A 22,855-nucleotide genomic window follows, 5' to 3' on the forward strand; every position below is an offset into this window, starting at 1 on the left:
AGCGATGAAAATCCGGTGGTGGAAAAATCTTAGTCTTCCAGGACGGAGACGCCCGGCAGAGTCTTACCCTCGAGGAACTCCAGCGAAGCGCCACCACCAGTGGAGATGTGGCTGAAGCCGTCCTCGTTCAACCCCAGAGTACGTACTGCTGCTGCGGAGTCGCCGCCACCGACGACGGAGAAGCAACCGTTGTTAGTGGTGGCATCGATGATGGCCTGTGCAACCTCGCGGGTGCCAGCTGCGAAAGCCTCCATCTCGAACACGCCCATCGGGCCGTTCCAGAACACAGTCTTGGACTCAGCGAGCACCTTGCCGAATGCCTCGGCGGAAGCCGGTCCGATGTCCAGGCCCATCCAGCCTTCCGGAATCTCGGTGGCGTCTACCACCTTGTTTTCAGCGTCTGCAGCGAACTTGTCAGCCACGACTACGTCGGTTGGCAGAACGATCTTATCGCCGTAGCGGTCCAGCAGATCCTTACAGGTGTCAATCATCTCTTCCTGCAGCAGGGATGCACCAACGGCGTAGCCCTTGGCAGCCAGGAAGGTGAAGCACATGCCGCCGCCGATGACCAGGGAGTCAACCTTCGGCGCGAGAGCCTCAATAACGCCCAGCTTGTCGGAAACCTTGGAACCGCCGAGCACGACGGTGTACGGCTTCTCCGGGGTCTCTGCGACCTTGCGCAGAACTTCTAGCTCAGCCTGAACCAGGTTGCCGGCGTAGTGCGGCAGCTTCTTAGCGACGTCGAAGACGGAAGCCTGGGCGCGGTGAACAACACCGAAACCGTCGGAAACAAATGCTCCGTCCGGAACAAGTGCAGCCAGCTCGGCTGCGAACTCGGCGCGCTCTGCCTCGTCCTTGGAGGTCTCGCGCGGATCGAAGCGGACGTTCTCCAACAGGAGTACATCGCCCTCGGTCAGGCCATTAGCGCGCTCGTGCGCGTCCTCACCGGAGACATCACCGGCGAGCGCGACGTACTGCTCCAGGCGCTCAGACAGCGCCTCAGCGACCGGGGCCAGGGAGAACTCGGACTTAACCTCGCCCTTCGGTCGACCCAGGTGAGCCATAACAACGACCTTGGCGCCGGCCTCGACAAGCGCGGACAGGGTGGGCAGCGAAGCATCGATTCGACCCGGATCGGTGATAACGCCGTCTTTCAGTGGGACGTTAAAGTCGGAGCGGACGAGGACGTAACGGCCTTCAATACCTTCGTTGATCAGGTCTTTGACAGTCTTAACAGTCATCTCAATGAAATCCTTGTGAAAGTGTGTAAAAAACGGGCCGCGGGTGGCGTGCCCTACTCAGGCGCAACCACCCCGGCCCGTTCGGGGTCTGGGATTAACCAGGTGAGTTATTAGAGGCGCTCACCGACGTAGACAGCCAGGTCGACGAGGCGGTTGGAGTAGCCCCACTCGTTGTCGTACCAGGAGACAACCTTGACCTGATCGCCGATGACCTTGGTCAGCGGTGCGTCGAAGATCGAGGAACGCGGGTCGCCCTCGATGTCCTTGGAAACGATTGGGTCCTCGTTGTAGCCCAGAACACCCTTGAGCTCGCCCTCAGCAGCTTCCTTGATGGCAGCATTAACGGACTCGACGGTGACCTCGCTCTTAGCAGTGAAGGTCAGGTCGGTGACAGAGCCGGTCGGGGTCGGAACACGCAGTGCGTAGCCGTCCAGCAGACCCTTGAGCTGCGGCAGAACCAGAGCGACTGCCTTTGCAGCACCGGTGGAGGTCGGAACAATGTTCAGTGCAGCAGCGCGGGCGCGACGCAGGTCCTTGTGCGGAGCGTCGTGCAGACGCTGGTCACCGGTGTATGCGTGGATGGTGGTCATGAGACCGCGCTCGATGCCGAACTTGTCGTCCAGGACCTTAGCCATCGGAGCCAGGCAGTTGGTGGTGCAAGAAGCGTTCGAAATGATGTTGTGCTTCTCCGGGTCGTAGTCAGTGTGGTTAACACCGACAACGAAGGTTGCGTCTTCGTTCTTAGCCGGAGCGGAGATGATGACCTTCTTGGCGCCAGCCTCGATGTGAGCCTTGGCAGCGTTGGCATCGGTGAAGAAACCGGTGGACTCAATGACGATGTCGACCTCGTGCTTGCCCCACGGCAGGTCCTTCGGGTCACGCTCAGCGTATGCCGCGATGCGCTTGCCGTTGACGGTGAGGGACTCATCGTCGTAGGTGACCTCTGCGTCAAGCTTGCCCATGATGGAGTCGTACTTGAGCAGGTGAGCCAGGGTCTTGTTATCAGTGAGGTCGTTTACAGCAACGACTTCCAGGTCAGCGCCCGCAGCGAGCAGGGAGCGGAAGAAGTTGCGGCCAATGCGACCAAAACCGTTAATACCTACACGAACCGTCACAATAATCTCCTTAATGGATTGGCGAATCGATGCCACTTGTCAGGGCGCTGATTGCGCTCCAACAGGTTCACTACAGAAGTGTACGTTGGGTTTTTCATTCGCGCAGCGGTGGTTTGGTGCGAAAATCCCAAATAAACGGAGATTTATCAAAAATTACGCACCTGACTAGGCATAACAGGTGCTTTACTCGTCAACTTCTTTGTCAAAAAGTTCGTCTGTAACGACTGCAGTTGTGGGGGGAATTCCGAGTTCGTTTGCTCTTTTGTCTGCCATGGAGAGCAAACGGCGGATGCGTCCTGCGACGGCGTCCTTGGTCATTGGCGGATTGGCCAGCTGCCCAAGTTCTTCCAATGAAGCCTGCTTGTGCTCGATGCGCAGCTGTCCTGCAGACACCAAATGGTCTGGTACATCGTCACCGAGAATCTCTAAAGCACGCTCTACTCGCGCTGCTGCAATAACGGCCGCACGAGCCGAGCGCCGCAGGTTGGCATCGTCGAAGTTTGCCAAACGAGTGGCCGTCGCTCGCACTTCACGACGCATACGCTGTTCTTCCCACTGCAGGCGAGTAGTCTGGGCTCCCATTCGCGTCAGCAGCGCACCGATTGCATCGCCCTCCCGGATGATTACGCGATCGCCACCGCGGGATTTATTCTCCTTGCTCTTAGCCGTAATTCCGAGCCTACGAGCACATCCCACCAATGCGAGTGCCGCTTCAGCAGAAGGAGCAGTGACTTCTAAAGCTGAGGACCGCCCCGGCTCAGTCAGTGAACCATGTGCCAAAAAAGCACCCCGCCATGCAGCTTCTTGATCAATTTTCTGCCCCATGATCAGCTTGCGTGGTAGCCCACGTACGGGACGTCCTGCAGAGTCAATCAGGCCAGTTTGCCTAACGACGAGCTCCGCGCCATCGGTTACCCGCACGATGTACTTCGAGGTCTTTCGCAAGCCACCGGGAGACAAAACATTGAGGCTGGCTTTGACATCGTAGAGTTCGGCCAGCATGGAGCGCAGGCGGCGTGCGACAGCGCCGGAATCCAACTCAGCCTCCAGCACAATCGAACCTGCCACCAGGTGGAGTCCTCCTGCGAAGCGGAACAGGGTCGCAATCTCCGCTGCCTGAGCGCTTTCCTGCGAAACTGACACGCGGGCTAGTTCGTCTTTGACCTTCGCCGTCAATGCCACGATGCTGTCCATCCTCATTTCATGTGTACGAGCTGGGTTTGGGCCTGGTTAATTTAGGTGAAATTAACCCCATTTGAGCTTTAGCAATAAACCTCAAGGATAGTATCCGGAACCAATCGAGTGGCAATTAGTTGATTGCCTGCTGCATCCCCGCAGGAGAATGCATAAAAACCCTCGATTGACAGGACGCTTTAGAGGAACTGACGAAGTGCGACAGCTAGCTTCTCCGGCGAATGTCGACCTGTCAAAGCTCCGTGGTCATCAACTTCTTGCACATCGGCGAAGACAACCTGCGCGTCTAGGCTATCCGCCGCTCGCTGCAGGTATTCTCGTTCGGTATCCGCGAGCGGCGTGTTGTCGTCGACAAGCACGTAATTGAGCTTCAAGTTAGGTGCATGCTGCGTGAGCATATGGATGTGCCGTTCGGAAGAAAAACCGGCGGTCTCCCCCGGCTCGGCGACAAGATTCAGCACCACGACGGTTGTGGCATTGGTTTCTTGCAGAGCATCCCGCAGCCCGGGCACCTGAAGATGTGGCAGAACCGAAGTAAACCACGAACCCGGACCCAGCGTCACCAAATCGGCATTGAGGATAGCTTCAATGGCCTCCTCGGATGCCGGCGGAGTCTCAGGAATCAGCCGGATTCGGCGCACCTGGCCAGGTGTCGTGGCCACTGCGACCTGGCCACGGACCTGACGCACAACGCGAGCATCCTGCTCCAAGCCAACGACTTCGGCCTCAATCTCTAGCGGGATCGGCGACATGGGCACGACGCGACCCCGGATTTGCAGCAACCGGCCAATTTCGTCAAGCGCGTCGACTTCATTTCCCATCACACTGGTGAGGCCAGCGATAATCAGATTGCCAATCGCATGCCCTGCCAGTGCGCCAGTTCCGCCAAAGCGGTGCTGCAGTGTCTTTTCCCACAGATCGCCTTTTTCCGTATCTGCGGAAAGCGCGGCGAGTGCCATGCGAAGGTCTCCAGGGGGAATCTGCCCCAGCTCACGACGAAGGCGACCCGAGGATCCGCCGTCGTCGGCAACTGTGACCACCGCTGTGACATGGTCCGCAACCTGACGGTCAGCTCTCAGCGTGGCAAATAGACCATGACCGCCACCCAGACTGGTAATTGATGTCAATTTCTACACCTCCACGAAAACCGCTAGTTGCGGTCAATATCGCGGTGGACGACGTTGACGTTGATCCCGGAAACTCCCTCGAGCTTCTTAGCCAGCGCCTCCGACATGGCCACACTTCGGTGATGGCCTCCGGTGCATCCCACAGCGATAGTCATAAAACCCTTGCCCTCACGGCGGTACCCGGGCAAAACCAATTCAATCAAGTTTGTGACGTTGTCCAAAAACCCCTGAGACTCAGGTTGGGACAGCACGTAGTCGGCCACGGCTTTGTTGGTACCGCGGCCCGCACGCAGCTCAGGTACCCAATAGGGATTGGGGAGAAAACGGACGTCGAAAAGCATGTCGGCATCGCGCGGCGCACCGTGCTTAAACCCAAAGGATTCGATGGTGATCTGCTGAATCTTGCTAGCGGTATCCGACAACTGATGCTCTAACTCACGGCGCAAATCGTGCACGCTCATGTCAGAGGTATCCACTACTAAATCCGACATGCCCTTTATTGGCAGCAACATCTGACGTTCAGCGGCAATACCCTGTGAAAGCGTGCCATTTTCCTGCAGCGGATGGGTGCGGCGGACAGAGTCGTAGCGGGCGATGAGGGTGTCGTCGTTGGCATCAAAGAAGATGACATAGGGCTGGCGCCCCTCATTGCGGAGTCCGTCGAGCACCTCCCCCAAACTGCCGGCGAACGCGCGCGAGCGCACGTCGGTGACGATAGCGAGGCGCTCTACTGGAGAGTCCGCCTCAAACGACAACTCGACCATGCGCATAATTAACTCCGGTGGCAGGTTGTCTGCGACATACCAGCCCATCTCCTCCAAGACGCTGGCGGCCGTATTGCGTCCGGAACCGGACATGCCGGTAATCAACACAAGTGACTTTTCAGCCTGAGGGGAATAACCCGAAGTAATCATGCCATCACTCTAATACAATTCCGCCCAACCGCTCTCGGTTTTACTAGCGGAAGTAAACCCCCTAGCACTGTTTCAAGTGCGGTTTTAGCCACTTGTTTACCTACTTCTACGCCTACTCTCCCGGACCGACATCCGAGTTTGGATCTGACGGCTTCTCGTCTGGATGGAGGTAATCGTAAACAGTTTTCGCGAGCATCGGCCCGAAACCAGCCACTTCTTCGATCTGCTCGACGCTGGCCTTCTTCAGCGCCGCAACGGAACCAAAGTGCTTGACCAACTCACTGCGGCGTGCTGGCCCCAGCCCCTTAATGCCATCAAGCACCGAAGAACGCATGCGTTTAGAGCGCTGCTGGCGGTGATAATTAATGGCAAAGCGGTGCGCCTCATCACGAATTCGCTGAATAAGGTACATCGCCTCCGAATTGCGCGGCAGAATGAGTGGCTCATCATCGTCGGGAATCCACAGCTCTTCTAAGCGCTTGGCAATCCCCACCAACGTCACATCGGTGACCTCGAGTTCATCGAGGACCGCCTGTGCGGCTGCGACCTGCGGTGCACCACCGTCGACGATGAACAACTGTGGCGGGTAGGCAAACTTGCGGTTACTCCGCGACTGCTCATCGACGGCATCAGTCGTCTCTTCGACGAACATCTCGCTTGCATCATCGGGCATGGCGAGCTTGTCCTCGTTATGGCGCAGAAAACGACGGCGCACCACCTCAGCGATAGAACCGACGTCGTCCGAGCGACCGTCACCCGCTGCATCTTTGATTCGGTAGCGGCGGTAGTCGGACTTCTTGGGCAATCCATCCTCGAAGACCACCAACGAGGCCACCACATCGGTGCCCTGAATATGCGAGATGTCAGTGCACTCGATGCGCAGCGGCGCTTCATCCATAAATAGCGCGTCCTGGAGTTCGGAGAGAGCCTGCGATCGAGTAGTTAGATCTCCACTTCGCTTTAGCTTGTGCTGGCGTAGCGCTTCAGCTGCATTTTTCTGCACGGTCTCCATGAGCGTCCGCTTGTCACCGCGTTGTGGGACGCGAATATCTACATTGGTGCCACGAATATCGGTCAAAAATGCAGTAACCTCGTCAAGATCGTCGGGCGTGGCCTGAACGAGAATTTCGCGTGGCACAACCTGGGCGGCAGTGGTTGATTCATCGCCGTCGACATCCGCGTGCTTGGCGGCGTCGCCATAGAACTGTGTCAGGAACTGCGTTAGCAGCCCACCCAAGCTGGGGTCAGTTTCTCCCTCTCGAAACTCCGTAGTCGCGTACTCGCCGGACTTCTCCACTACCCAGCCGCGCTGACCGTAAATACGTCCCGCCCGAACATGGAAAATCTGCACGGCCGCTTCCAGTTCGTCGGTTGCCAGCGCAATAAAGTCGGCATCGGCGGCGTCGGAAAGCACGACTGACTGCCGCTCCATGACCTTGTCGATGGCAGCGAGGTTGTCGCGCAGACTAGCGGCGCGCTCGAAGTCTAACTCGCCGGCAGCTTCCTCCATTTCCTTTTTTAAGCGCCTCGTGACCGGGCCCGTATTTCCCGACATGAAGCTGGTAAAACCACGGACAATTTCGCGGTGTTCCTCGGCACTGACACGGCCGACACAAGGCGCCGAGCATTTGTCGATATAGCCGAGCAAACAGGGCCGCCCCAGGGCTTGCTGCCGGTTGAAGACTCCCTTTGAACAGGTGCGGGCTGGGAAAACTCGTGTAAGCAAGTCGAGCGTTTCTCGGATAGCCCACGCGTGTGAATAAGGCCCGAAATAACGCACGCCCTTCCGGCGCGGTCCTCGGTAGAGAAAGAGCCGCGGGTACAGCTCTCCAACGCTGACGGCCAACATCGGATACGACTTGTCGTCGCGGTACATCACGTTGAACCGCGGATTAAAGCGCTTGATCCAGGTGTACTCCAACTGCAGCGCTTCGACTTCATTGTGGACGACAGTCCACGTCACCTTCGAAGCGGACTGCACCATCTGGCGGGTGCGGGGATGAAGCCGAGTTAAGTCCTGGAAATAGTTAGACAAACGCGCACGGAGATTCTTCGCCTTGCCGACGTAGAGAACGCGCCCGGTTGAATCGAGAAAACGGTACACCCCCGGCTCCGTGGGAATGGTGCCGGGGGCGGGACGGTACTGAGAAGGGTCAGTCACTTACGGTGTCCTTAAAACGTGTCCTTGGGTTAGTCCTCCGGCATGAACTCGTCTTCAAGTTCACGGAACCGGCGGATGTCTTCCACGACGCGGCTGCCGTCGGCCGACTGGATCGCGAGCATCGGCACAAACTCAAAGTCAGGCAGCTCCAAGCGAGCCCAGCGGGACTTCTTTGGAAAACTCAGGCCGTAGATATCGACCCACGGGTAAAACTTCGCATTGAGTAGATTGCGGACTTCCACACCCCTGGCATTGACGCGAACGCGAGCCCGAGTCAGCAGCAGGATTACCCCGGCGATGATCAAACCAATCATTGGGAAAGCCAGCTGGTCGATAGCGGTCACCGAAGCTCCGGTGTTACCAAAGTCCACCACGATACCCATGAAGATATGGATAGCGAAAACCACAACTGCAGCGATAATCGCCCACAGACGCAGCTTTTGCGAGGTGATTTCCAACAGCCATTTGTCTTCGCTACCGGTGTCGACGGCAGTCGAATTGCTGTGGCGTTCGGAGTTACCCATTCTTACTCAGCTCCACCTTCACGAAGGGACTTCAACACTGCGACGGTGTGCAGCGCTGCGGCCATGGCCTCGCGACCTTTATTCTCCGCGGCGCCCTCACCGCCGGCACGATCAATTGCTTGCTGTTCAGTGTTGCAGGTCAACACACCATTGCCAACTGGCGTTTCACAGTCCAGTGCGATCCGCGTCAGGCCCTCAGTCACCGAGTCGCAGACATAGTCGAAGTGCGGCGTACCACCGCGGATAACGCACCCCAGCGCCACCACGGCGTCGTGAGTTCGCGCGAGCTGTTGCACCACAACCGGAATCTCCAGAGCACCGACGACAGTCACATCCGTGACTACAGCGCCGACCTCCTCGGCCTGGGACAGCGCTTCACGACGAAGCTGCCCAGTAATCTCCTCGTTCCAGTGAGAGGTGACCAGACCGACGGTCACACCAGTGGAATCGGGAACGGTAATTTCAGGAAGACCTGCGCCACTCATCTACTGTGCTCCTTCTGTCGACATGCCGTGGGTCTCCATGTACTCATCCAACCAAGGAAGTTCATGGCCCATGCGTTCGCGCTTTGTCAACAAGTATTTCAAGTTATCCTCGTTGACCTCAACTGGCACCGGTACCCGGCGGCTCATCTCCAGTCCATAACCACCTAGGCCGGCACGCTTGGTCGGATTGTTCGTCAGCAGCGCCATAGAGGTGACCCCAAGATCCTGCAGAATCTGTGCACCAGTGCCGTACTCGCGGGCGTCCGACGGCAAACCGAGTGCGAGATTGGCATCAACGGTGTCAGCGCCTTCATCTTGCAGGTGGTAGGCCTGCAGCTTCGGCATCAGACCAATGCCTCGGCCTTCGTGACCGCGCATGTAGAGAATGACGCCGCGCCCTGCCTCGTGGACCATGCGCATGGAGTTGTGCAGCTGCTGACCGCAGTCGCAGCGGCGAGATCCCAATGCGTCGCCGGTGAGGCATTCGGAGTGCACACGCACGAGGACATCCTGGCCATCGTTGGAAGACACATCCCCCACAACGAGAGCGACATGCTCGACACCGTCGATAAGGCTGCGGTAACCAATGGCACGGAACTCGCCGTAGTCGGTCGGCAGCTTGGTTTCGACAACGCGCTCAATCAGGTGCTCGTTGTGGCGACGGTATTCGATGAGCTGCTCGATGGAAATCAGCGCTAAATCGTGCTCGTCGCAGAAGCGACGTAGTTCCTCCGCGCGAGCCATGCCGGTCGGGTCTTCCTCGGAGACAACCTCACACAGCACACCGGCAGGACGAAGCCCTGCCAGGCGGGCGAGATCGACCGCAGCCTCGGTGTGGCCGGCACGGACGAGGACGCCACCATCGCGAGCTCGCAACGGAACCACGTGTCCCGGTCGGGTGAAATCGTGCGGGCTGGACGTGGGGTCAGCCAGAGTACGAATGGTGTTCGCACGATCTGTGGCGGAAATGCCGGTCGTACCGGTGTTGGCATCCACGGTCACTGTATATGCGGTACCGCGGGCATCCTCATTCTCCGACACCATCGGTGGCAGATTGAGACGCTCGCAGTCCTCGGCGGTCAGCGGTGCACAGATGTAACCAGAGGAATAGCGAACCATAAAGGCAACAAGTTCAGGCGTTGCCTTCTCTGCGGCGAAGATAATGTCGCCCTCGTTCTCACGATCTTCATCGTCGACGACGACCACGGCCTTACCGGCTGCGATGTCCGCAATGGCCCGTTCAACAGAATCGAACTTAATCACAGTCTTGTAGCTTATCTTTCCAACATTTTCTCGACGTACTTGGCTAGCACATCGACTTCCAAATTGACCTTGGTGCCTACTGTGGTCGAACCAATAACGGAGTCCGTCAGCGTCGTCGGTATCAGACTGACCTCAAAGAACCCCTCGCCTACTGCAGAGACAGTCAACGAGGTGCCATCCACGGCAATTGAGCCCTTTTCCACGACATACTTGGAGAGCTGCTCCGGCAGAGAAATCCGCACTACTTCCCAGCGTTCCCCTGGCGTGCGCGAAATAACCTCGCCGGTGCCATCGATATGTCCCTGCACGATATGGCCGCCGAGGCGTTGCCCTACTGCGGTTGCACGTTCGAGGTTGACCTTGGAACCGACCTCAACCTGGCCGAGACTCGACCTATCCAGAGTCTCTTGCATGAGATCAGCGGTAAAGAAGTCATCGCCAAACTCCACGACGGTCAAACAAACGCCATTGACAGCAATGGAGTCACCGTGGTGCACGTCGTCAAGCACGGTGGTCGCGCGGATGGTCAGAGTAATGGAATCGGCTTCGCGGTGGATTTCGCGAATTTCGCCGAGCTCCTCAACAATTCCCGTAAACATAGTGGTCAGGAAAATCCTTTACCGTTTGTTATAAATTGAAAGATTTTTACAAAACTAACTCTAGCCGGTCTACCCGCGATCTTTGCCACTGCGGAGTGCCGTGATCAAGATGTCGTCCCCCAGAGTCTCGACCGCGACGGTACGGAAACGGGAGATGTCAGTGATGGAGGTCTCGTGGTTGGCCGATGTCACTGGCAGGCCAGCGCCGAGAAACGCCGGGGCAATGTAGGACTCAATCGCGTCGACAGCATCGGCTTCTAAGAAAGCGCCGGCGAGCCGTGGGCCGCCTTCTACCAGCACGTCAATAAGCCCCATATCCGCCATTGTCTCCAGCGCCACTTCCACATCGTGAGTGCGAATGTGGCGGAAGTTATCGCCACGGATATTCGCATCGGCGGCGACCTCCGATGTACCAATCGCGATGCGCAGAGGCTGCGTTGACAGCTCCTCGCCGTCTGGTGTGCGCGCGGTCAATCGCGGATTGTCGGCGAGCACTGTTCCCGTTCCGACGACAATCGCTTGCCGACGTGCACGATCTACATGTACCCGTGCCCGCGCCTGCTCCCCCGTAATCCACTGCGAGGTGCGGTCGGTAGCGGCGGCGAAACCATCCAGCGTGCCCGCTGTCTTCAACGTGATGTGTGGGCGCCGAGTGCGCTGCCAGTGTAACCATGGACGTAAGTAGCCGGCGGCTACTCGGTCACGCTGGAATTCTTCAACGACCTCGATATCTTTATAACGCAACCACTCGCTGCCGCCAGCGGCGACGGGATTAGGATCGGCGACCGCAAATATGACGCGGGAAACACCGGCTGCCGCAAGTGCCTCGGTGCACGGTGGTGTACGGCCGATATGATTGCACGGCTCTAGTGTGACCACTGCAGTGCCGCCCTGAGCTCGTGCCCCAGCCATCTCCAATGCCTGTGGCTCTGCGTGTCGCCCGCCTACAGGCTCAGTTCCGGCCACACCGACCGCGATCCCTGCGGTATCGAGAATGACGCAACCAATCGGTGGATTGGGATAGGTGGTGCCTTGAACCCGCTGGCCGGCTTCTATGGCCAATGCCATAGCTTGGGCGTCAGTCAGCGGCTGTGCGGAGACGAGATCCGGAAACTGTGCCACCGTTTCTCACCGCCGTCTACTTTGTTGCAGCAGCGGTTGCCAATGCGCGCAGCTCATCGACAGCCGCGGCACGATCCTCAGCGCCGAATACGGCCGAGCCTGCGACAAAGGCATCGCAACCAGCGGCGGCAGCGGATTCGATGGTCTTGGCGGAGATACCACCGTCAATCTCGATCAGAGTATCCAGACCATCGGCATCAATACGCTGACGCAGCTTCTCGACCTTGGCCAGCTGATCCGGCATAAAGGACTGGCCCCCGAAACCGGGTTCGACACTCATGACCAGCACCTCGTCGAATTCGGCGAGGTGATCCAGCCACGGCTCAATTGGGGTACCCGGGCGCAGCGAGAACCCGGCCTTCACGCCCTGGGAACGAATGTGGCGGGCCAGTGCGATGGCGTCGTCGGCGGCTTCAACATGGAAAATAACGGAGCTCGCCCCCGCTTTGATGTAGGTGTCGGCCCACTTCTCCGGGTTTTCAATCATGAGATGGACATCCAAGTACTTGTCCGTCACCGCAGCTACGGCCTCCAGCACCGGAGCGCCGAAGGACAGGTTGGGAACGAAGTGGCCATCCATAACGTCGATATGCAGCCAATCTGCATTGGCTACAGCCGCAACCTCGCGGTCGAGGCGAGCGAAGTCAGCAGCGAGAATGGACGGGGCAATAATTGGTGCGCTCATAACCTCTGAGCCTAGTCGTTCTTGCGCAAAACTGAGAAGAACATCGCATCGGTCCCGTGGCGGTGTGGCCACATCTGCACAGATGGATACGGCCCGACATCAGTCATCGGCGCTACCAACTCGTGTGCATTCAGCTCAGTCACCGGCAATTCCGCCACTGCTCTATCGACTATGCCCCTGGTTTCCCGCAGATGCGGCGAACACGTGGAGTAGACGATGATGCCACCCGGCCGTGCCAGACGCACAGCTTCGCTGAGCAGTTCAAACTGCAGCGTAGTCAAGGAGTTGAGATCGGACGGCGACTTCCGCCAGCGCGATTCCGGGCGACGGCGGAGCGAGCCCAAGCCAGAGCAGGGCGCGTCTACCAAAATGCGGTCAAAGCCTGCCTCGAGCCCGGTATCACGACCATCCGCAACCGTTACAGTCACTGGCAGCCCGGCCGTGGCTTTTTTCACCAGTTCTGCGCGAGTCGCCGATACCTCAACAGCATCGAGCTCCGCGCCCTCAATAGCTGCAATGCCGCCGATGAAAGCTGACTTACCACCGGGGCCGGAACACAGATCTAACCAGCGGCCGCTGTCTTCACCGGCAACGGGTGCCATGGTGACGGCACGCGCAATGAGCTGAGAACCCTCGTCCTGCACCGCAGCCAAGCCCTGTCGTACCGGCTCCAACTCTCCTGGGGCACCGGAGTCCAAGCGCACGCAGTACGGCGACCACGGTCCCTCTTCACCGCCGGTGATCAGTGCCAATTCCTCAGCGGTGATCTCGCCCGGACGAGCGACCAAGTGCACCAGCGGGCGGGCATCGTCAGCAGCGAGTGCCTGCTGCAATTCACCGGCTTGTGCACCGAGTGCGCGGGCAAACTCCATCGCAATCCAGCGCGGGTGGGCATGCTTCATTGCCACGTAGCCAATCGGATCGGTCGCAGGATCCGGCGCAATCTCAGCCACCCATTCGCTTTCGGTCTTCGAGGAGACCTTCCTCAAAATGGCATTGACAAAGCCGCGCGCGCCAGGTCCCGCCACCTTCGCCACTGCCCGCACCGAGGTATCGACCGCCGCGTAGGCGTCGACGCGCGTACGCAGCAGCTGGTACGTGCCCAGGCGTAGCACGTCCATCACCGGTCCAGCAATATCGCTTAACGGGCGTGACGACGATGCCTCAATCACGGCGTCCAACAGGCCTTCCGCCCGCAGTGTGCCGTACGTCAGCTCCGTTGCAAAAGCAGCATCCCGCCCCTTGAGCTTGTGTGTCTTCAGCAACTTGGGCAGCAGGAGGTTTGCGTAAGCATCCTTCTCGCGAACGTCGGCTAGTACCTTCAGTGCGACCTTGCGCGGCTGGTCAATGCCACCGCGATTATCCCCACCTCGGATGTCACGGTTACGGTTGCGGTCATTGCGGTTCTGTCCGCCGCGGTTGCTGCGCTGCCGTCCGCCACCGGTGTGGCGGGGTTTGTCGTTGCCCATTTACTCGCAGACCTTTCCGCCGGGTTGGCTACCTCGCGCCCAGTCGGACGCATCCATCATCTTCTTACCCTGTGGCTGCACCTTCACCAGCTGCACATAGCCATCGGCACAACGCACGGATACCCGGTGCTTCTCCACTACCAACTCACCCGGTGTGGCGGCTGCAGCCTCCGGAGCAGCTGCCTTTCGCACCTCGTCGACCGCGGCGCTGTCCTCGTCGGAAAGCGGGGTGAGCTCTCCGACCTTCAAACGTGCGCCGTCGAGGGTCGTCCACGCACCTGGGGCAGGCGTGAACGCGCGAGCGCGGCGGTCGAGAAGATGTCGCGGCTGAGTCCAAACGATTCGGGCATCCTCCGGCCCGAACTTAGCGGCGTAGCTGACGTCCTGTTCCGGCTGAGCGGTCGGACGCAACGCACCGGCTTCGATGCCGTCCATGGTGGCGGCTAGAAGATCCGCGCCGGAGTATGCGAGGCGGGTCAAAAGGCCGTCGGCATTATCGGTCGGGCGAATCGCTTCGGTGACGGTACCGAAAACTGGTCCGGTATCCAGGCCCTTTTCAATCCGGAAGGTACTGGCACCCGTGACTTCATCGCCGGCAGCGATAGCTGCCTGCACCGGCGCGGCACCTCGCCAAGCAGGAAGCAGTGAGAAATGCAGATTGACCCAGCCGTGCGTCGGTACATCGAGCAATTCCTCCGGCACGAGATTGCCGTAGGCGACCACCGGGATGCAGTCGGCGTTTAACTCGCGGATCTGCTGCTGGATCTCTTCATCGCGCAGGGTCGTCGGGGTGAGCACGGGAATGTCGTGTTCCAAGGCCAGAGCCTTCACCGGCGAGGGCGAAAGCGACTTACCGCGGCCACGGCGGGCATCGGGGCGAGTGAGAACAGCGACGATTTCATGACGGGAGTCTTCTAGCAACTTCTTCAGTGCAACGACAGCAGGTTCCGGGGTTCCGGCAAAAATCAGGCGCACAGTAAGTGGATTCCTTCCTGGTGGACCTAGTTGTTCTAGTTAATCTAGTGATGAAACTCGGGGCGCCACACCCAGGGGTCTAGGCGCAGGTGAGTTAACCGCGGTTGAGGAACCAGTCCTGCTCACGCAGAGAACGCATCGCGGTCTTGCGCTCGTCGCCCTCGAGACGCTTCAAAAACAGCACACCATCCAGGTGGTCGCTTTCATGCTGCACACAGCGAGCCAGCAAATCATCAGCTTCGAAGCTCACCGGTGTGCCGTGGCGATCCTGGCCAGTAACGCGCACACGTGCGTGTCGAGTCACGGGTCCATTAATACCCGGGATAGATAGGCATCCTTCGATTTCGTGGACAGTCTCGTCGCCGATGGCTTCCCATTCCGGATTGACGATGTGCCCGCGGGTGCCGTTGCAGTCGTAGACGAAAACGCGCTGCAGCACGCCGACCTGGTTTGCCGCGAGCCCGACGCCCTGTTGCTCGTCCATCGTGTCGAACATGTCATCAATCAGGTGCGACAGCGTCGCGTCGAAATCAGTGACGGTATCCGCCTTGGACAGCAACACCGGATCGCCGAAAAGACGTACCTCACGAACTGCCATGAACTTAGAGCCTCCAAGAAAACTGGTGTGAATCAAGCGATAACGCGCTCATTTTAGCAGCTAGCCGAAATTAATCGGATCGACGACAACGCGCACCGGCGTCGGGTCCTTCCTGGTCGCTCGAACGACCTGTGCTGCCTTCAACGCCGCTCCCACCGCCCGTGCTTGCCGACGGTCACAGCGCACCAACATCCGCTGAATAGGTGTACCCGGTTCCACGCCTGCTGGTGGTCTGGCGTTGCGGGGAAGGTCTACCGGCCCCAGGATTTCCGCGCCCGATGGAACCTCCAGGGACTCCATGAAGTTACGCAGGCCCTCTTCAGTCCCGTCCACCGCTGCCACGTGAAAGGCCGGAGGCAGAGTGGCGGCTGTACGGTCGGCCAATTCCCTGTTCGCAGCGCCTACCGCGTCCCATGCCAGAAGATCGGCCACAGTCGGGACTGCAGCATCCGCATCGATAACCACTGCCCCTCCTCGCTCCCGCGGTCGCGCAAGCGTGACAGCTCGAGACCAATGCGCATAGGCCTCTTCATGAGCGCGCAAGTCCTGCCGGCCGAGCATCGCCCAAGTGTCCAGCAGCATCACTGCACCGTAGCCCTCCGGCGCATAAGGCTCGGCTCCCGGCGTGGCCACCACGACCCTCGGGCCTTCGGGAATGTCGTCAACAATCCGTTCGCCAGAGGAAGCGACGACTGGGAATGGACTGAAAATACGACCAAACTCTTCCGCCGTACGTTCACTGCCGACCACGACTGGCCGAATCTTGGTGGAACCGCAGCTATGGCAACGGTGGTGGATGTCGATGCGGCCACACCACCGACAGGTCGGCGGCGCCGGATCGTCCGGGTTATCGGACGGTGGAATTCCCAGTGGACCGTTACACCAGCGACAGCGCGCAGGCGCGCCACAGGAGCGACACGACAATGTCGGTACATATCCCTTGCGGGGTACCTGGACCAGAATCGGAAGCTCTTCGCGCAGCGCGGCTTTTGCCCGTCGAAAAGCGATGGCAGGAAGGCGTCCCCTACTCACGTCATCCGGGTCTTCGGAAGTGTCCGTGGAGGCAATCATCTCCGGCATGGATTCAGCGAGGGCGTCGGCGCCTGCAACCAGATTGTGCGCCCAACCTGAGGAGACCAGCAGCTGCACCTCTGCTGTACGGCTATACGATGCAAAAATAAGAGCGCATCCCTCCTGCGCACTTCGCGTGACCAGCACCTCGCGAGAGTGGACGTAGGGTGCGCGGGGGTCTACGAGGTTGTCATCGCCATCATCGACAATCACTGCTAAACGCAGATTCTGCACTGGGGCGTACGCTGCCGAGCGCGTTCCGACGACTATGCGCCCCTGGCCGTGCAGGATATCCAGGTAGCGGCGATAGCGGGACTCGGGACCGAGACCAGCCCCGAGAAGAGTGAGCTGACGGGCAGAAATGAGCTCGCGAAAAGCGCTCTCGAAGCGTGCCTGCGTGCGTGCGTCCGGCACAATGATGAGAACACCGCCACCATCGCGGGCGACCGAAACGCTGAGCGCGGCGAGCATGGCTGCCACCTGTTCCCCTGGAACTGGCTGCCACGCTGCGCGTGCCGGGGCGCCCTTGCGGACGGAATCGACAAAGGATTCGCCGAAGACATAGTTGCCCCACGCGGAAAGGTCCGGATCCTCGGTGGCAAGCTTTCCCAATTCCTCCCACGTTGGGGGCATCTTCTCCTTGCGGGCACGTTCGGCCCGTGCATGACGGGTTGGGATGGCGGATCGAATGATGTTTGAGCGTGTTGCGCCGTAATACTCCGCCAGAGAATCCACCAACCGTCGAAGCTGTGGCGGATAGACAACCTCAGAGCTGATGACATCCTTGAGATAGGACAGTTTGCCGTCGTGAGTGGGCGTGGCACAGCGCTCCAGTACCAGCGCATTGACCAATTGGCCGTGGAAGCGAATCCGCACGCGGCAACCGACAACCGCTTCCTCCGCTAGCGCGCGCGGAACCAGGTAATCGAAGGGGCGATCCAACTGCGGCAGCCCCAAAAGTGGAAGCACCCGCGCGACTGGCAGCTTCTCAGCTGCGGCGGCGGGTGCGAAGGGGGCGTCGGTCATAGAGTCTTACTCTACTTCCCCACCCCAGGGTCATGCTGGCGGGTGGTGTTTATCCCAGGCCAGCGGCTGCGCGGAGCTCTTCAACACGGTTGAGTTGCTCCCACGGCAGGTCCAAGTCAGTTCGGCCAAAGTGACCGTAGGTGGAGGTCTGCGCATAAATCGGGCGCAGCAAGTCCAGGTCACGAATAATAGCGGCCGGACGAAGGTCGAAGACCTTGTTGATAGCCTCGCGGATGGCGTCGTCCGAAACGTGACCGGTGCCGAAAGAGTCGACGTAAAGGCCTACCGGGCGAGCGCGGCCGATAGCGTAGGCGACCTGAATCTCCAGGCGGTCAGCCAGACCTGCGGCCACGGCATTCTTCGCAACCCAACGGGTGGCATAGGCGCCGGAGCGGTCCACCTTTGACGGGTCCTTACCCGAGAATGCGCCGCCACCGTGACGAGCCATACCGCCATAAGTGTCGACGATAATCTTGCGGCCGGTCAGGCCGGCATCGCCCATCGGGCCACCGATAATAAACTGGCCAGACGGGTTGACCAGCAGATTCAATTCCTCGGTAACAAAGCGCTCGCGCAAGTTAGCGTCGTCGAGCACCCAATCGACTACGTGAGTCTTAATCTGCTCGGTAATCCACTCCTGGGTCACATCCGGGTCGTGCTGCGTGGACACCACTACGGTGTCCAAGTACACCGGGTTATTGTCTTCGTCGTAAGCGAAGGTGACCTGAGTCTTACCATCCGGTCGAAGCGATGGGACGATGCCTTCCTTGCGTACCTGCGTCAAGCGGCGAGCCAGACGGTGCGCCAGTGCAATCGGTAGCGGCATGTACTCCGGAGTTTCGTTGGTAGCGTAGCCGAACATCAGCCCCTGGTCGCCAGCGCCCTTGAGATCTTCTGCTTCGACTTCGCCACCAGAGCTGCGTGCTTCCAGAGAAGTGTGCACACCGTCGTGGATGTCTGAAGATTGCTCACCGATCGAAATGGAGACGCCACAGGTCTTGCCGTCAAAGCCCTTTTCAGAAGAATCGAAACCGATCTCCTTCAGTCGACTCCGGACAATTCCAGGGATGTCAACGTAGCTCTTCGTGCGAACCTCGCCAACAACATGGACTAAACCGGTAGTCACCACAGTCTCAACGGCGACCATCGATGCAGAATCCTGCGCGAGCATAGCGTCAAGGATGGAGTCCGAAATCGAGTCGCAAATCTTATCTGGGTGCCCCTCGGTAACAGATTCACTGGAAAACAGCCGAAGATTAGAGGCCACGAGCAGTACAACTTTCTTCTAGATCATTTCCCCAGCCCTGCGATGTCGCTGCGGCGTGGGTTTTCGTTTGATTCGATAATTATAGACCAAGCGGTTCAGTCGCCGTAGTAGGCACCGGCTACTCCGCTGGCTGAGGTTCCTGTCGCAGCTCGGAAACTGCATCCAAAATCGAACCGGCCACCGAGAATTTTGAGCCCCGCGGCACGTCCCACTGCTCGCCATCGAGAGACAACAACCAGCCGACATTGTCCGTCGCACCGAAAGTTTGCCCACCTGAGACGTCGTTACACATGAGCAAATCGCAGCCCTTGCGCACAATTTTCTGCTTCGCAAGCTCGAGTGGCGTCGTCGTCTCGTCGCCGGTCTCAGCCGCAAAGCCCACCATCGTCGTGGTTGCCGGAATCTCGCCCGCTTTACGACGCTCCACAGTGGTAGCCAGAATGTCAGGGTTTTCTACGAGCTGGATGTTGCTCAAAGCGTCGTCTGCGACGCCCTTCTTCATCTTGGCCCCAGCGGTCGATGCCGGACGGAAGTCGGCGACGGCAGCGGCAAAAATGCAGACATCGGCCAACTTGGAGTGTTCGTGGGCGGCCTTGGCCATCTCCAAAGTGGAATCAACCTTTACAACATTCGCGCCCAGCGGTGTCGGCAACTGATCTGTATGTCCTGCCACCACAGTGACCTGAGCGCCACGCTGTGCTGCCATCTCCGCTAGCGCGAAGCCCTGACGCCCTGAGGAGTGGTTGCCGATAAAACGTACCGGGTCGATAGCCTCACGGGTGCCACCGGCAGTAATCATGAAGCGCACGCCCTCGAAGTCGCGGCGGAAGTGGCGCGGATTCTCGACTGCCGCTAATGCCAGCGAAACTATCTGCTCTGGCTCCGGCAGACGACCTGGACCAGTGTCCTTACCAGTCAAACGGCCATGGGCCGGATCGAGGACAATAGTGCCATGGCGACGAAGAATCGCGATATTATCGCGCGTAGCTGGATGGTTCCACATCTCAGTGTGCATGGCAGGAGCCAGAACCACCGGGCAGGTCGCCACAAGCAAAGTTGCGGTGAGAAGGTCGTCGGCACGCCCGTGTGCGGCACGCGCCATAAAGTCGGCAGTCGCGGGAACCACGACGACGAGGTCGGCCTCCTGCCCCACGCGGACATGCTGAACTTCATCGACTGCGTCAAAAACCGTAGTCGACACCGGGTTCCCCGACAGCGCCTCGAAAGTAGCCGCACCTACAAAATTCAATGCGGACTCGGTGGGAACGACGCGAACATCGTGACCGAGTTCCTTGAAGCCACGAACAACGTGTGCGGCCTTATATGCAGCGATGCCGCCGGCAACCCCGACGACAACCTTTAAACATTCGGATACGTCAGCATTACCGGCGGCATGCATACAGATATCTCCCCTTAAGGAAATGCTCTAGCCCTCAGTGTGGTCCAGCAGACCAGCGTTAATTTCACGAAGAGCGATGGACAGAGGCTTCTCAGCGACCCCCGGAGTAACCAGCGGGCCAACGTACTCCAGCATGCCTTCGTCAATCTGCTGGTAGTAGTCATTAATCTGGCGTGCACGCTTGGCAGCGAAGATAGCCAGAGCGTACTTCGAAGAAGCCTTACCAAGCAGCTCATCGATCGGCGGATTGGTAATACCAATTGGCGGGTCGAACACTGCCTCGGTGGCGGTATTTTCCTGGGTCACGAGAAATCTTTCCTCAATAGAACGTGAGTTACTGGGGTGACAATAGAAACCGTCGGAGCAATAGAAACACCATTGCTTGGAAACGATTTCTACTATCGATGATGTGGAGTCGCCCTGTTACTTGCCAGTAGTCAGCGCCCGAGCGATGGCCGCCACAGCATCATCGACATTGTCGTTGACAACAACCTCATCGAATTCGTGCTGAGCATCCATTTCCACTCGCGCGGTTTCCAGGCGACGCTTGACTTGCGCCTCGGTTTCCGTGCCACGACCAGTGAGCCTGCTGACGAGAATCTCCCAGCTTGGCGGAGCCAAGAACAGCAGGTGAGCATTCGGCGCTACCTTACGGATGGAACGGGCTCCCGCCAGATCCACCTCAACGAGTACCGGACGTCCCTCGGCGAGAGCTTTATCCACCGGGCCACGCGGCGTACCAGAACGCTGCAGACCACCGTGGATTTCAGCCCACTCGAGCATCTCTCCAGCATCAATATGCTGTTGGAACTTCTCCGGGGTCACGAAGAAATAGTCGCGGCCATCGACCTCACCCGGCCGTGCGGCGCGGGTGGTCATGGAAACGCTGAAGTACAGTCCGGGAACCTCGGCACGGAGCCGACTGACAACAGTGGATTTTCCCACACCGGCAGGGCCGGCAAGGACTACCAGCTGACCGTTTTCATTCCCGGCCACTGCGACTAGTCCTCCACTGCGTAGCCGAAGCGCTCCAGCAGAGCGCGACGCTGACGGTCACCCAGGCCACGCAGGCGGCGGGTCTGAGCAATCTCCAGGTCATTCATGATGTCCTGTGCCTTGACCTTGCCGACCTTCGGCAGAGCCTCGAGCAGAGCGGAGACTTTCATCTTGCCGATGATCTCGTTCTCGTCAGCCTGCTTGAGAACCTCTGGCAGGTCGATAGCGCCACGCTTCAGCTTGTCCTTGAGCTCTGCGCGTACCTTGCGGGCCTGAGCTGCCTTCTCGAGTGCTGCTGCACGCTGCTCCGGGGTCAACTGCGGAAGGGCCACGTGTTCCTCCGTAAAAATAGATTGGTTAGCTTCTTATTTACTTGCACGAGCCTCGCGTCCACCAAGGGCAGGCAACGACACCGTGCTTAACGATTGGAGACCGTACCGCACTTACCGGTTGTTGAGGCAAATGCTGACGGGGTGTCGATAAAAATGACACCAGGGCTTTATCCGCCCCACCTTTCGGTCATGGTCAACCAACTCCGGCGATTGTAGCACCGTTTGCCCAGGAGAATGGAAATTGACCACGGTTTTTGTACGAAATCTCCCAGGAATCGTCACAGTAACTTGCCCATACCTACTCCGCCGCCACCTGAGGCTCATTAGGAAAATCTCGTCAGCTAGGTACGGAAGAAGCCCGCAGGGGCACCTGTTCTATGAGGTGCGCCCTGCGGGCCTCTGCCAAATCGTCGATTCGCTGCTAACTCTCGGATAGGAACGGAGCCGCAGCTTCAATAGTTGCGCGCCGCAGCGCAGCAGGATCAGGCCCAGCGGAGAGAATTGCACGCGAAATATTTGGCAGTGCAAGCCCCTTGGATTCCCCTGCCAGACGATCTACATCGGCCGGGGTTCCACCCTGAGCTCCCACACCGGGCATGAGAATGGGACCACGCAGGTCACTGAGCACCGGGGCGTCGTCAAGCGTTGCGCCAACAACAACGCCGATGCTGCCCGCCTTTGCACCAGCGTCAATCTGGCGGGCATTAATAGCGGCTGCCTGGTTGACCATGGTCTGAGCCAGACTCTCACCCGAAACGGTCGCCTTTTGTACGGACGCACCTTCCGGATTGGACGTTGCGGCCAACACGAACAGGCCGCGTCCGTTCTCCAACGCCAACGAAACCGCCGGATCAAGAGCACCGAACCCGAGGTACGGAGAAACCGTCAGAGCGTCGGCTGCCAGCGGCGAGCCATCCGATAGCCAGGCTTCGGCGTATGCAGCCATAGTCGAACCGATATCGCCACGCTTGGCATCTGCAATCGACAGCGCACCTGCGTCCTTCAGGTCCGCCAACGTCCGCTCCAGGACGGCAAAGCCCTTGGAACCGTAGGCTTCGAAGAACGCCACCTGGGGCTTGACGACGGCAACGATGTCACCAAACGCTTCGACGCATGTGGTGGCAAAGCGCTCTAGACCTTCTGCCGATCGCGGTAACTGCCAGGCATCCAGCAACCTAGGGTGCGGGTCGATTCCCACACAGAGCCGGCCGCGCTCGGCGACAACCTCGCTGAGGCGATCGCCGAAACCCTTAATTGTCCGCACTGCGGATCCTTCAGCCTTCGCGGTCATG

The 22,855-nt window shown here is 59.1% G+C and carries 22 protein-coding genes; all 22 read right to left on the bottom strand.

Annotated features, from left to right (window positions below; translation table 11 throughout):
- Nucleotides 1-29: 29 nt before the first annotated feature.
- Complete coding sequence (locus ADB02_RS09370) at nucleotides 30-1,241, bottom strand: phosphoglycerate kinase (protein WP_049172950.1); 1,212 nt, start codon at nucleotides 1,239-1,241, stop codon at nucleotides 30-32.
- Between the two features lie 110 nt (nucleotides 1,242-1,351).
- Nucleotides 1,352-2,356, bottom strand: a complete 1,005-nt coding sequence (gene gap, locus ADB02_RS09375; protein WP_048731894.1) for a type I glyceraldehyde-3-phosphate dehydrogenase — start codon at nucleotides 2,354-2,356, stop codon at nucleotides 1,352-1,354.
- Nucleotides 2,357-2,539: 183 nt separating this feature from the next.
- The gene (gene whiA / locus ADB02_RS09380; protein ID WP_049190810.1) at nucleotides 2,540-3,538 is read right to left on the bottom strand and encodes a DNA-binding protein WhiA; all 999 of its coding nucleotides are present in this window, start codon (nucleotides 3,536-3,538) and stop codon (nucleotides 2,540-2,542) included.
- 191 nt (nucleotides 3,539-3,729) lie between these two features.
- The gene (locus ADB02_RS09385) at nucleotides 3,730-4,677 is read right to left on the bottom strand and encodes a gluconeogenesis factor YvcK family protein (RefSeq protein ID WP_048731879.1); all 948 of its coding nucleotides are present in this window, start codon (nucleotides 4,675-4,677) and stop codon (nucleotides 3,730-3,732) included.
- A 23-nt stretch (nucleotides 4,678-4,700) separates the two neighbouring features.
- Complete coding sequence (rapZ, locus tag ADB02_RS09390) at nucleotides 4,701-5,591, bottom strand: RNase adapter RapZ (RefSeq protein WP_005510809.1); 891 nt, start codon at nucleotides 5,589-5,591, stop codon at nucleotides 4,701-4,703.
- A 112-nt stretch (nucleotides 5,592-5,703) separates the two neighbouring features.
- Nucleotides 5,704-7,752, bottom strand: coding sequence for an excinuclease ABC subunit UvrC (gene uvrC, locus ADB02_RS09395; RefSeq protein ID WP_016422728.1), 2,049 nt, complete (start codon nucleotides 7,750-7,752; stop codon nucleotides 5,704-5,706).
- A 29-nt stretch (nucleotides 7,753-7,781) separates the two neighbouring features.
- Nucleotides 7,782-8,276, bottom strand: a complete 495-nt coding sequence (locus ADB02_RS09400) for a PH domain-containing protein (protein ID WP_016422727.1) — start codon at nucleotides 8,274-8,276, stop codon at nucleotides 7,782-7,784.
- A 2-nt stretch (nucleotides 8,277-8,278) separates the two neighbouring features.
- Nucleotides 8,279-8,761, bottom strand: coding sequence for a 6,7-dimethyl-8-ribityllumazine synthase (gene ribH / locus ADB02_RS09405; RefSeq protein WP_049190744.1), 483 nt, complete (start codon nucleotides 8,759-8,761; stop codon nucleotides 8,279-8,281).
- The gene (locus ADB02_RS09410) at nucleotides 8,762-10,024 is read right to left on the bottom strand and encodes a bifunctional 3,4-dihydroxy-2-butanone-4-phosphate synthase/GTP cyclohydrolase II (RefSeq protein ID WP_049190747.1); all 1,263 of its coding nucleotides are present in this window, start codon (nucleotides 10,022-10,024) and stop codon (nucleotides 8,762-8,764) included.
- A gap of 11 nt (nucleotides 10,025-10,035) precedes the next feature.
- The gene (locus ADB02_RS09415) at nucleotides 10,036-10,623 is read right to left on the bottom strand and encodes a riboflavin synthase (RefSeq protein WP_049190748.1); all 588 of its coding nucleotides are present in this window, start codon (nucleotides 10,621-10,623) and stop codon (nucleotides 10,036-10,038) included.
- 69 nt (nucleotides 10,624-10,692) lie between these two features.
- Nucleotides 10,693-11,691, bottom strand: coding sequence for a bifunctional diaminohydroxyphosphoribosylaminopyrimidine deaminase/5-amino-6-(5-phosphoribosylamino)uracil reductase RibD (gene ribD, locus ADB02_RS09420; RefSeq protein ID WP_222865347.1), 999 nt, complete (start codon nucleotides 11,689-11,691; stop codon nucleotides 10,693-10,695).
- Between the two features lie 70 nt (nucleotides 11,692-11,761).
- A complete protein-coding gene (rpe, locus tag ADB02_RS09425) occupies nucleotides 11,762-12,430 on the bottom strand; it encodes a ribulose-phosphate 3-epimerase (protein ID WP_049190752.1) in 669 nt (222 codons plus the stop codon).
- Nucleotides 12,431-12,441: 11 nt separating this feature from the next.
- Nucleotides 12,442-13,899 carry an RsmB/NOP family class I SAM-dependent RNA methyltransferase gene (locus ADB02_RS09430; RefSeq protein WP_049190754.1) on the bottom strand — a complete coding sequence of 486 codons (1,458 nt, stop codon included), beginning with the start codon at nucleotides 13,897-13,899 and terminating at the stop codon, nucleotides 12,442-12,444.
- Complete coding sequence (fmt, locus tag ADB02_RS09435; protein ID WP_049190757.1) at nucleotides 13,900-14,874, bottom strand: methionyl-tRNA formyltransferase; 975 nt, start codon at nucleotides 14,872-14,874, stop codon at nucleotides 13,900-13,902. It abuts the gene before it with no gap.
- 94 nt (nucleotides 14,875-14,968) lie between these two features.
- Complete coding sequence (gene def / locus ADB02_RS09440; protein ID WP_016422719.1) at nucleotides 14,969-15,472, bottom strand: peptide deformylase; 504 nt, start codon at nucleotides 15,470-15,472, stop codon at nucleotides 14,969-14,971.
- A 60-nt stretch (nucleotides 15,473-15,532) separates the two neighbouring features.
- Entirely contained in the window at nucleotides 15,533-17,569 is a 2,037-nt protein-coding gene (locus ADB02_RS09445; RefSeq protein WP_049190759.1) for a primosomal protein N', read from the bottom strand.
- A 49-nt stretch (nucleotides 17,570-17,618) separates the two neighbouring features.
- Nucleotides 17,619-18,836, bottom strand: coding sequence for a methionine adenosyltransferase (metK, locus tag ADB02_RS09450; RefSeq protein ID WP_048731861.1), 1,218 nt, complete (start codon nucleotides 18,834-18,836; stop codon nucleotides 17,619-17,621).
- A 118-nt stretch (nucleotides 18,837-18,954) separates the two neighbouring features.
- The gene (gene coaBC / locus ADB02_RS09455; protein ID WP_049190762.1) at nucleotides 18,955-20,235 is read right to left on the bottom strand and encodes a bifunctional phosphopantothenoylcysteine decarboxylase/phosphopantothenate--cysteine ligase CoaBC; all 1,281 of its coding nucleotides are present in this window, start codon (nucleotides 20,233-20,235) and stop codon (nucleotides 18,955-18,957) included.
- 27 nt (nucleotides 20,236-20,262) lie between these two features.
- On the bottom strand, nucleotides 20,263-20,541 hold the full coding sequence (gene rpoZ, locus ADB02_RS09460; RefSeq protein ID WP_005510796.1) for a DNA-directed RNA polymerase subunit omega: 279 nt from the start codon (nucleotides 20,539-20,541) through the stop codon (nucleotides 20,263-20,265).
- 117 nt (nucleotides 20,542-20,658) lie between these two features.
- The gene (gene gmk, locus ADB02_RS09465; protein ID WP_016422715.1) at nucleotides 20,659-21,231 is read right to left on the bottom strand and encodes a guanylate kinase; all 573 of its coding nucleotides are present in this window, start codon (nucleotides 21,229-21,231) and stop codon (nucleotides 20,659-20,661) included.
- A 5-nt stretch (nucleotides 21,232-21,236) separates the two neighbouring features.
- Complete coding sequence (mihF, locus tag ADB02_RS09470) at nucleotides 21,237-21,563, bottom strand: integration host factor, actinobacterial type (RefSeq protein WP_016422714.1); 327 nt, start codon at nucleotides 21,561-21,563, stop codon at nucleotides 21,237-21,239.
- 421 nt (nucleotides 21,564-21,984) lie between these two features.
- Nucleotides 21,985-22,854 carry an orotidine-5'-phosphate decarboxylase gene (gene pyrF / locus ADB02_RS09475; protein ID WP_049190763.1) on the bottom strand — a complete coding sequence of 290 codons (870 nt, stop codon included), beginning with the start codon at nucleotides 22,852-22,854 and terminating at the stop codon, nucleotides 21,985-21,987.
- Nucleotide 22,855: the final 1 nt, after the last annotated feature.

Source organism: Corynebacterium sp. 212_CJEI, from assembly GCF_001055915.1.
Classification (GTDB): Bacteria; Actinomycetota; Actinomycetes; order Mycobacteriales; family Mycobacteriaceae; genus Corynebacterium; species Corynebacterium jeikeium_D.

What these genes read in the sequence shown, in the direction of transcription:
- ADB02_RS09370 (WP_049172950.1), bottom strand. Translation starts at nt 1,241, where the DNA reads ATGACTGTTAAGACTGTCAAAGACCTGATCAACGAAGGTATTGAAGGC.
- rapZ (WP_005510809.1), bottom strand. Translation starts at nt 5,591, where the DNA reads ATGATTACTTCGGGTTATTCCCCTCAGGCTGAAAAGTCACTTGTGTTG.
- ADB02_RS09400 (WP_016422727.1), bottom strand. Translation starts at nt 8,276, where the DNA reads ATGGGTAACTCCGAACGCCACAGCAATTCGACTGCCGTCGACACCGGT.
- ribH (WP_049190744.1), bottom strand. Translation starts at nt 8,761, where the DNA reads ATGAGTGGCGCAGGTCTTCCTGAAATTACCGTTCCCGATTCCACTGGT.
- ADB02_RS09415 (WP_049190748.1), bottom strand. Translation starts at nt 10,623, where the DNA reads ATGTTTACGGGAATTGTTGAGGAGCTCGGCGAAATTCGCGAAATCCAC.
- ribD (WP_222865347.1), bottom strand. Translation starts at nt 11,691, where the DNA reads ATGGCATTGGCCATAGAAGCCGGCCAGCGGGTTCAAGGCACCACCTAT.
- rpe (WP_049190752.1), bottom strand. Translation starts at nt 12,430, where the DNA reads ATGAGCGCACCAATTATTGCCCCGTCCATTCTCGCTGCTGACTTCGCT.
- ADB02_RS09430 (WP_049190754.1), bottom strand. Translation starts at nt 13,899, where the DNA reads ATGGGCAACGACAAACCCCGCCACACCGGTGGCGGACGGCAGCGCAGC.
- def (WP_016422719.1), bottom strand. Translation starts at nt 15,472, where the DNA reads ATGGCAGTTCGTGAGGTACGTCTTTTCGGCGATCCGGTGTTGCTGTCC.
- ADB02_RS09445 (WP_049190759.1), bottom strand. Translation starts at nt 17,569, where the DNA reads ATGACCGACGCCCCCTTCGCACCCGCCGCCGCAGCTGAGAAGCTGCCA.
- coaBC (WP_049190762.1), bottom strand. Translation starts at nt 20,235, where the DNA reads ATGCATGCCGCCGGTAATGCTGACGTATCCGAATGTTTAAAGGTTGTC.
- pyrF (WP_049190763.1), bottom strand. Translation starts at nt 22,854, where the DNA reads ATGACCGCGAAGGCTGAAGGATCCGCAGTGCGGACAATTAAGGGTTTC.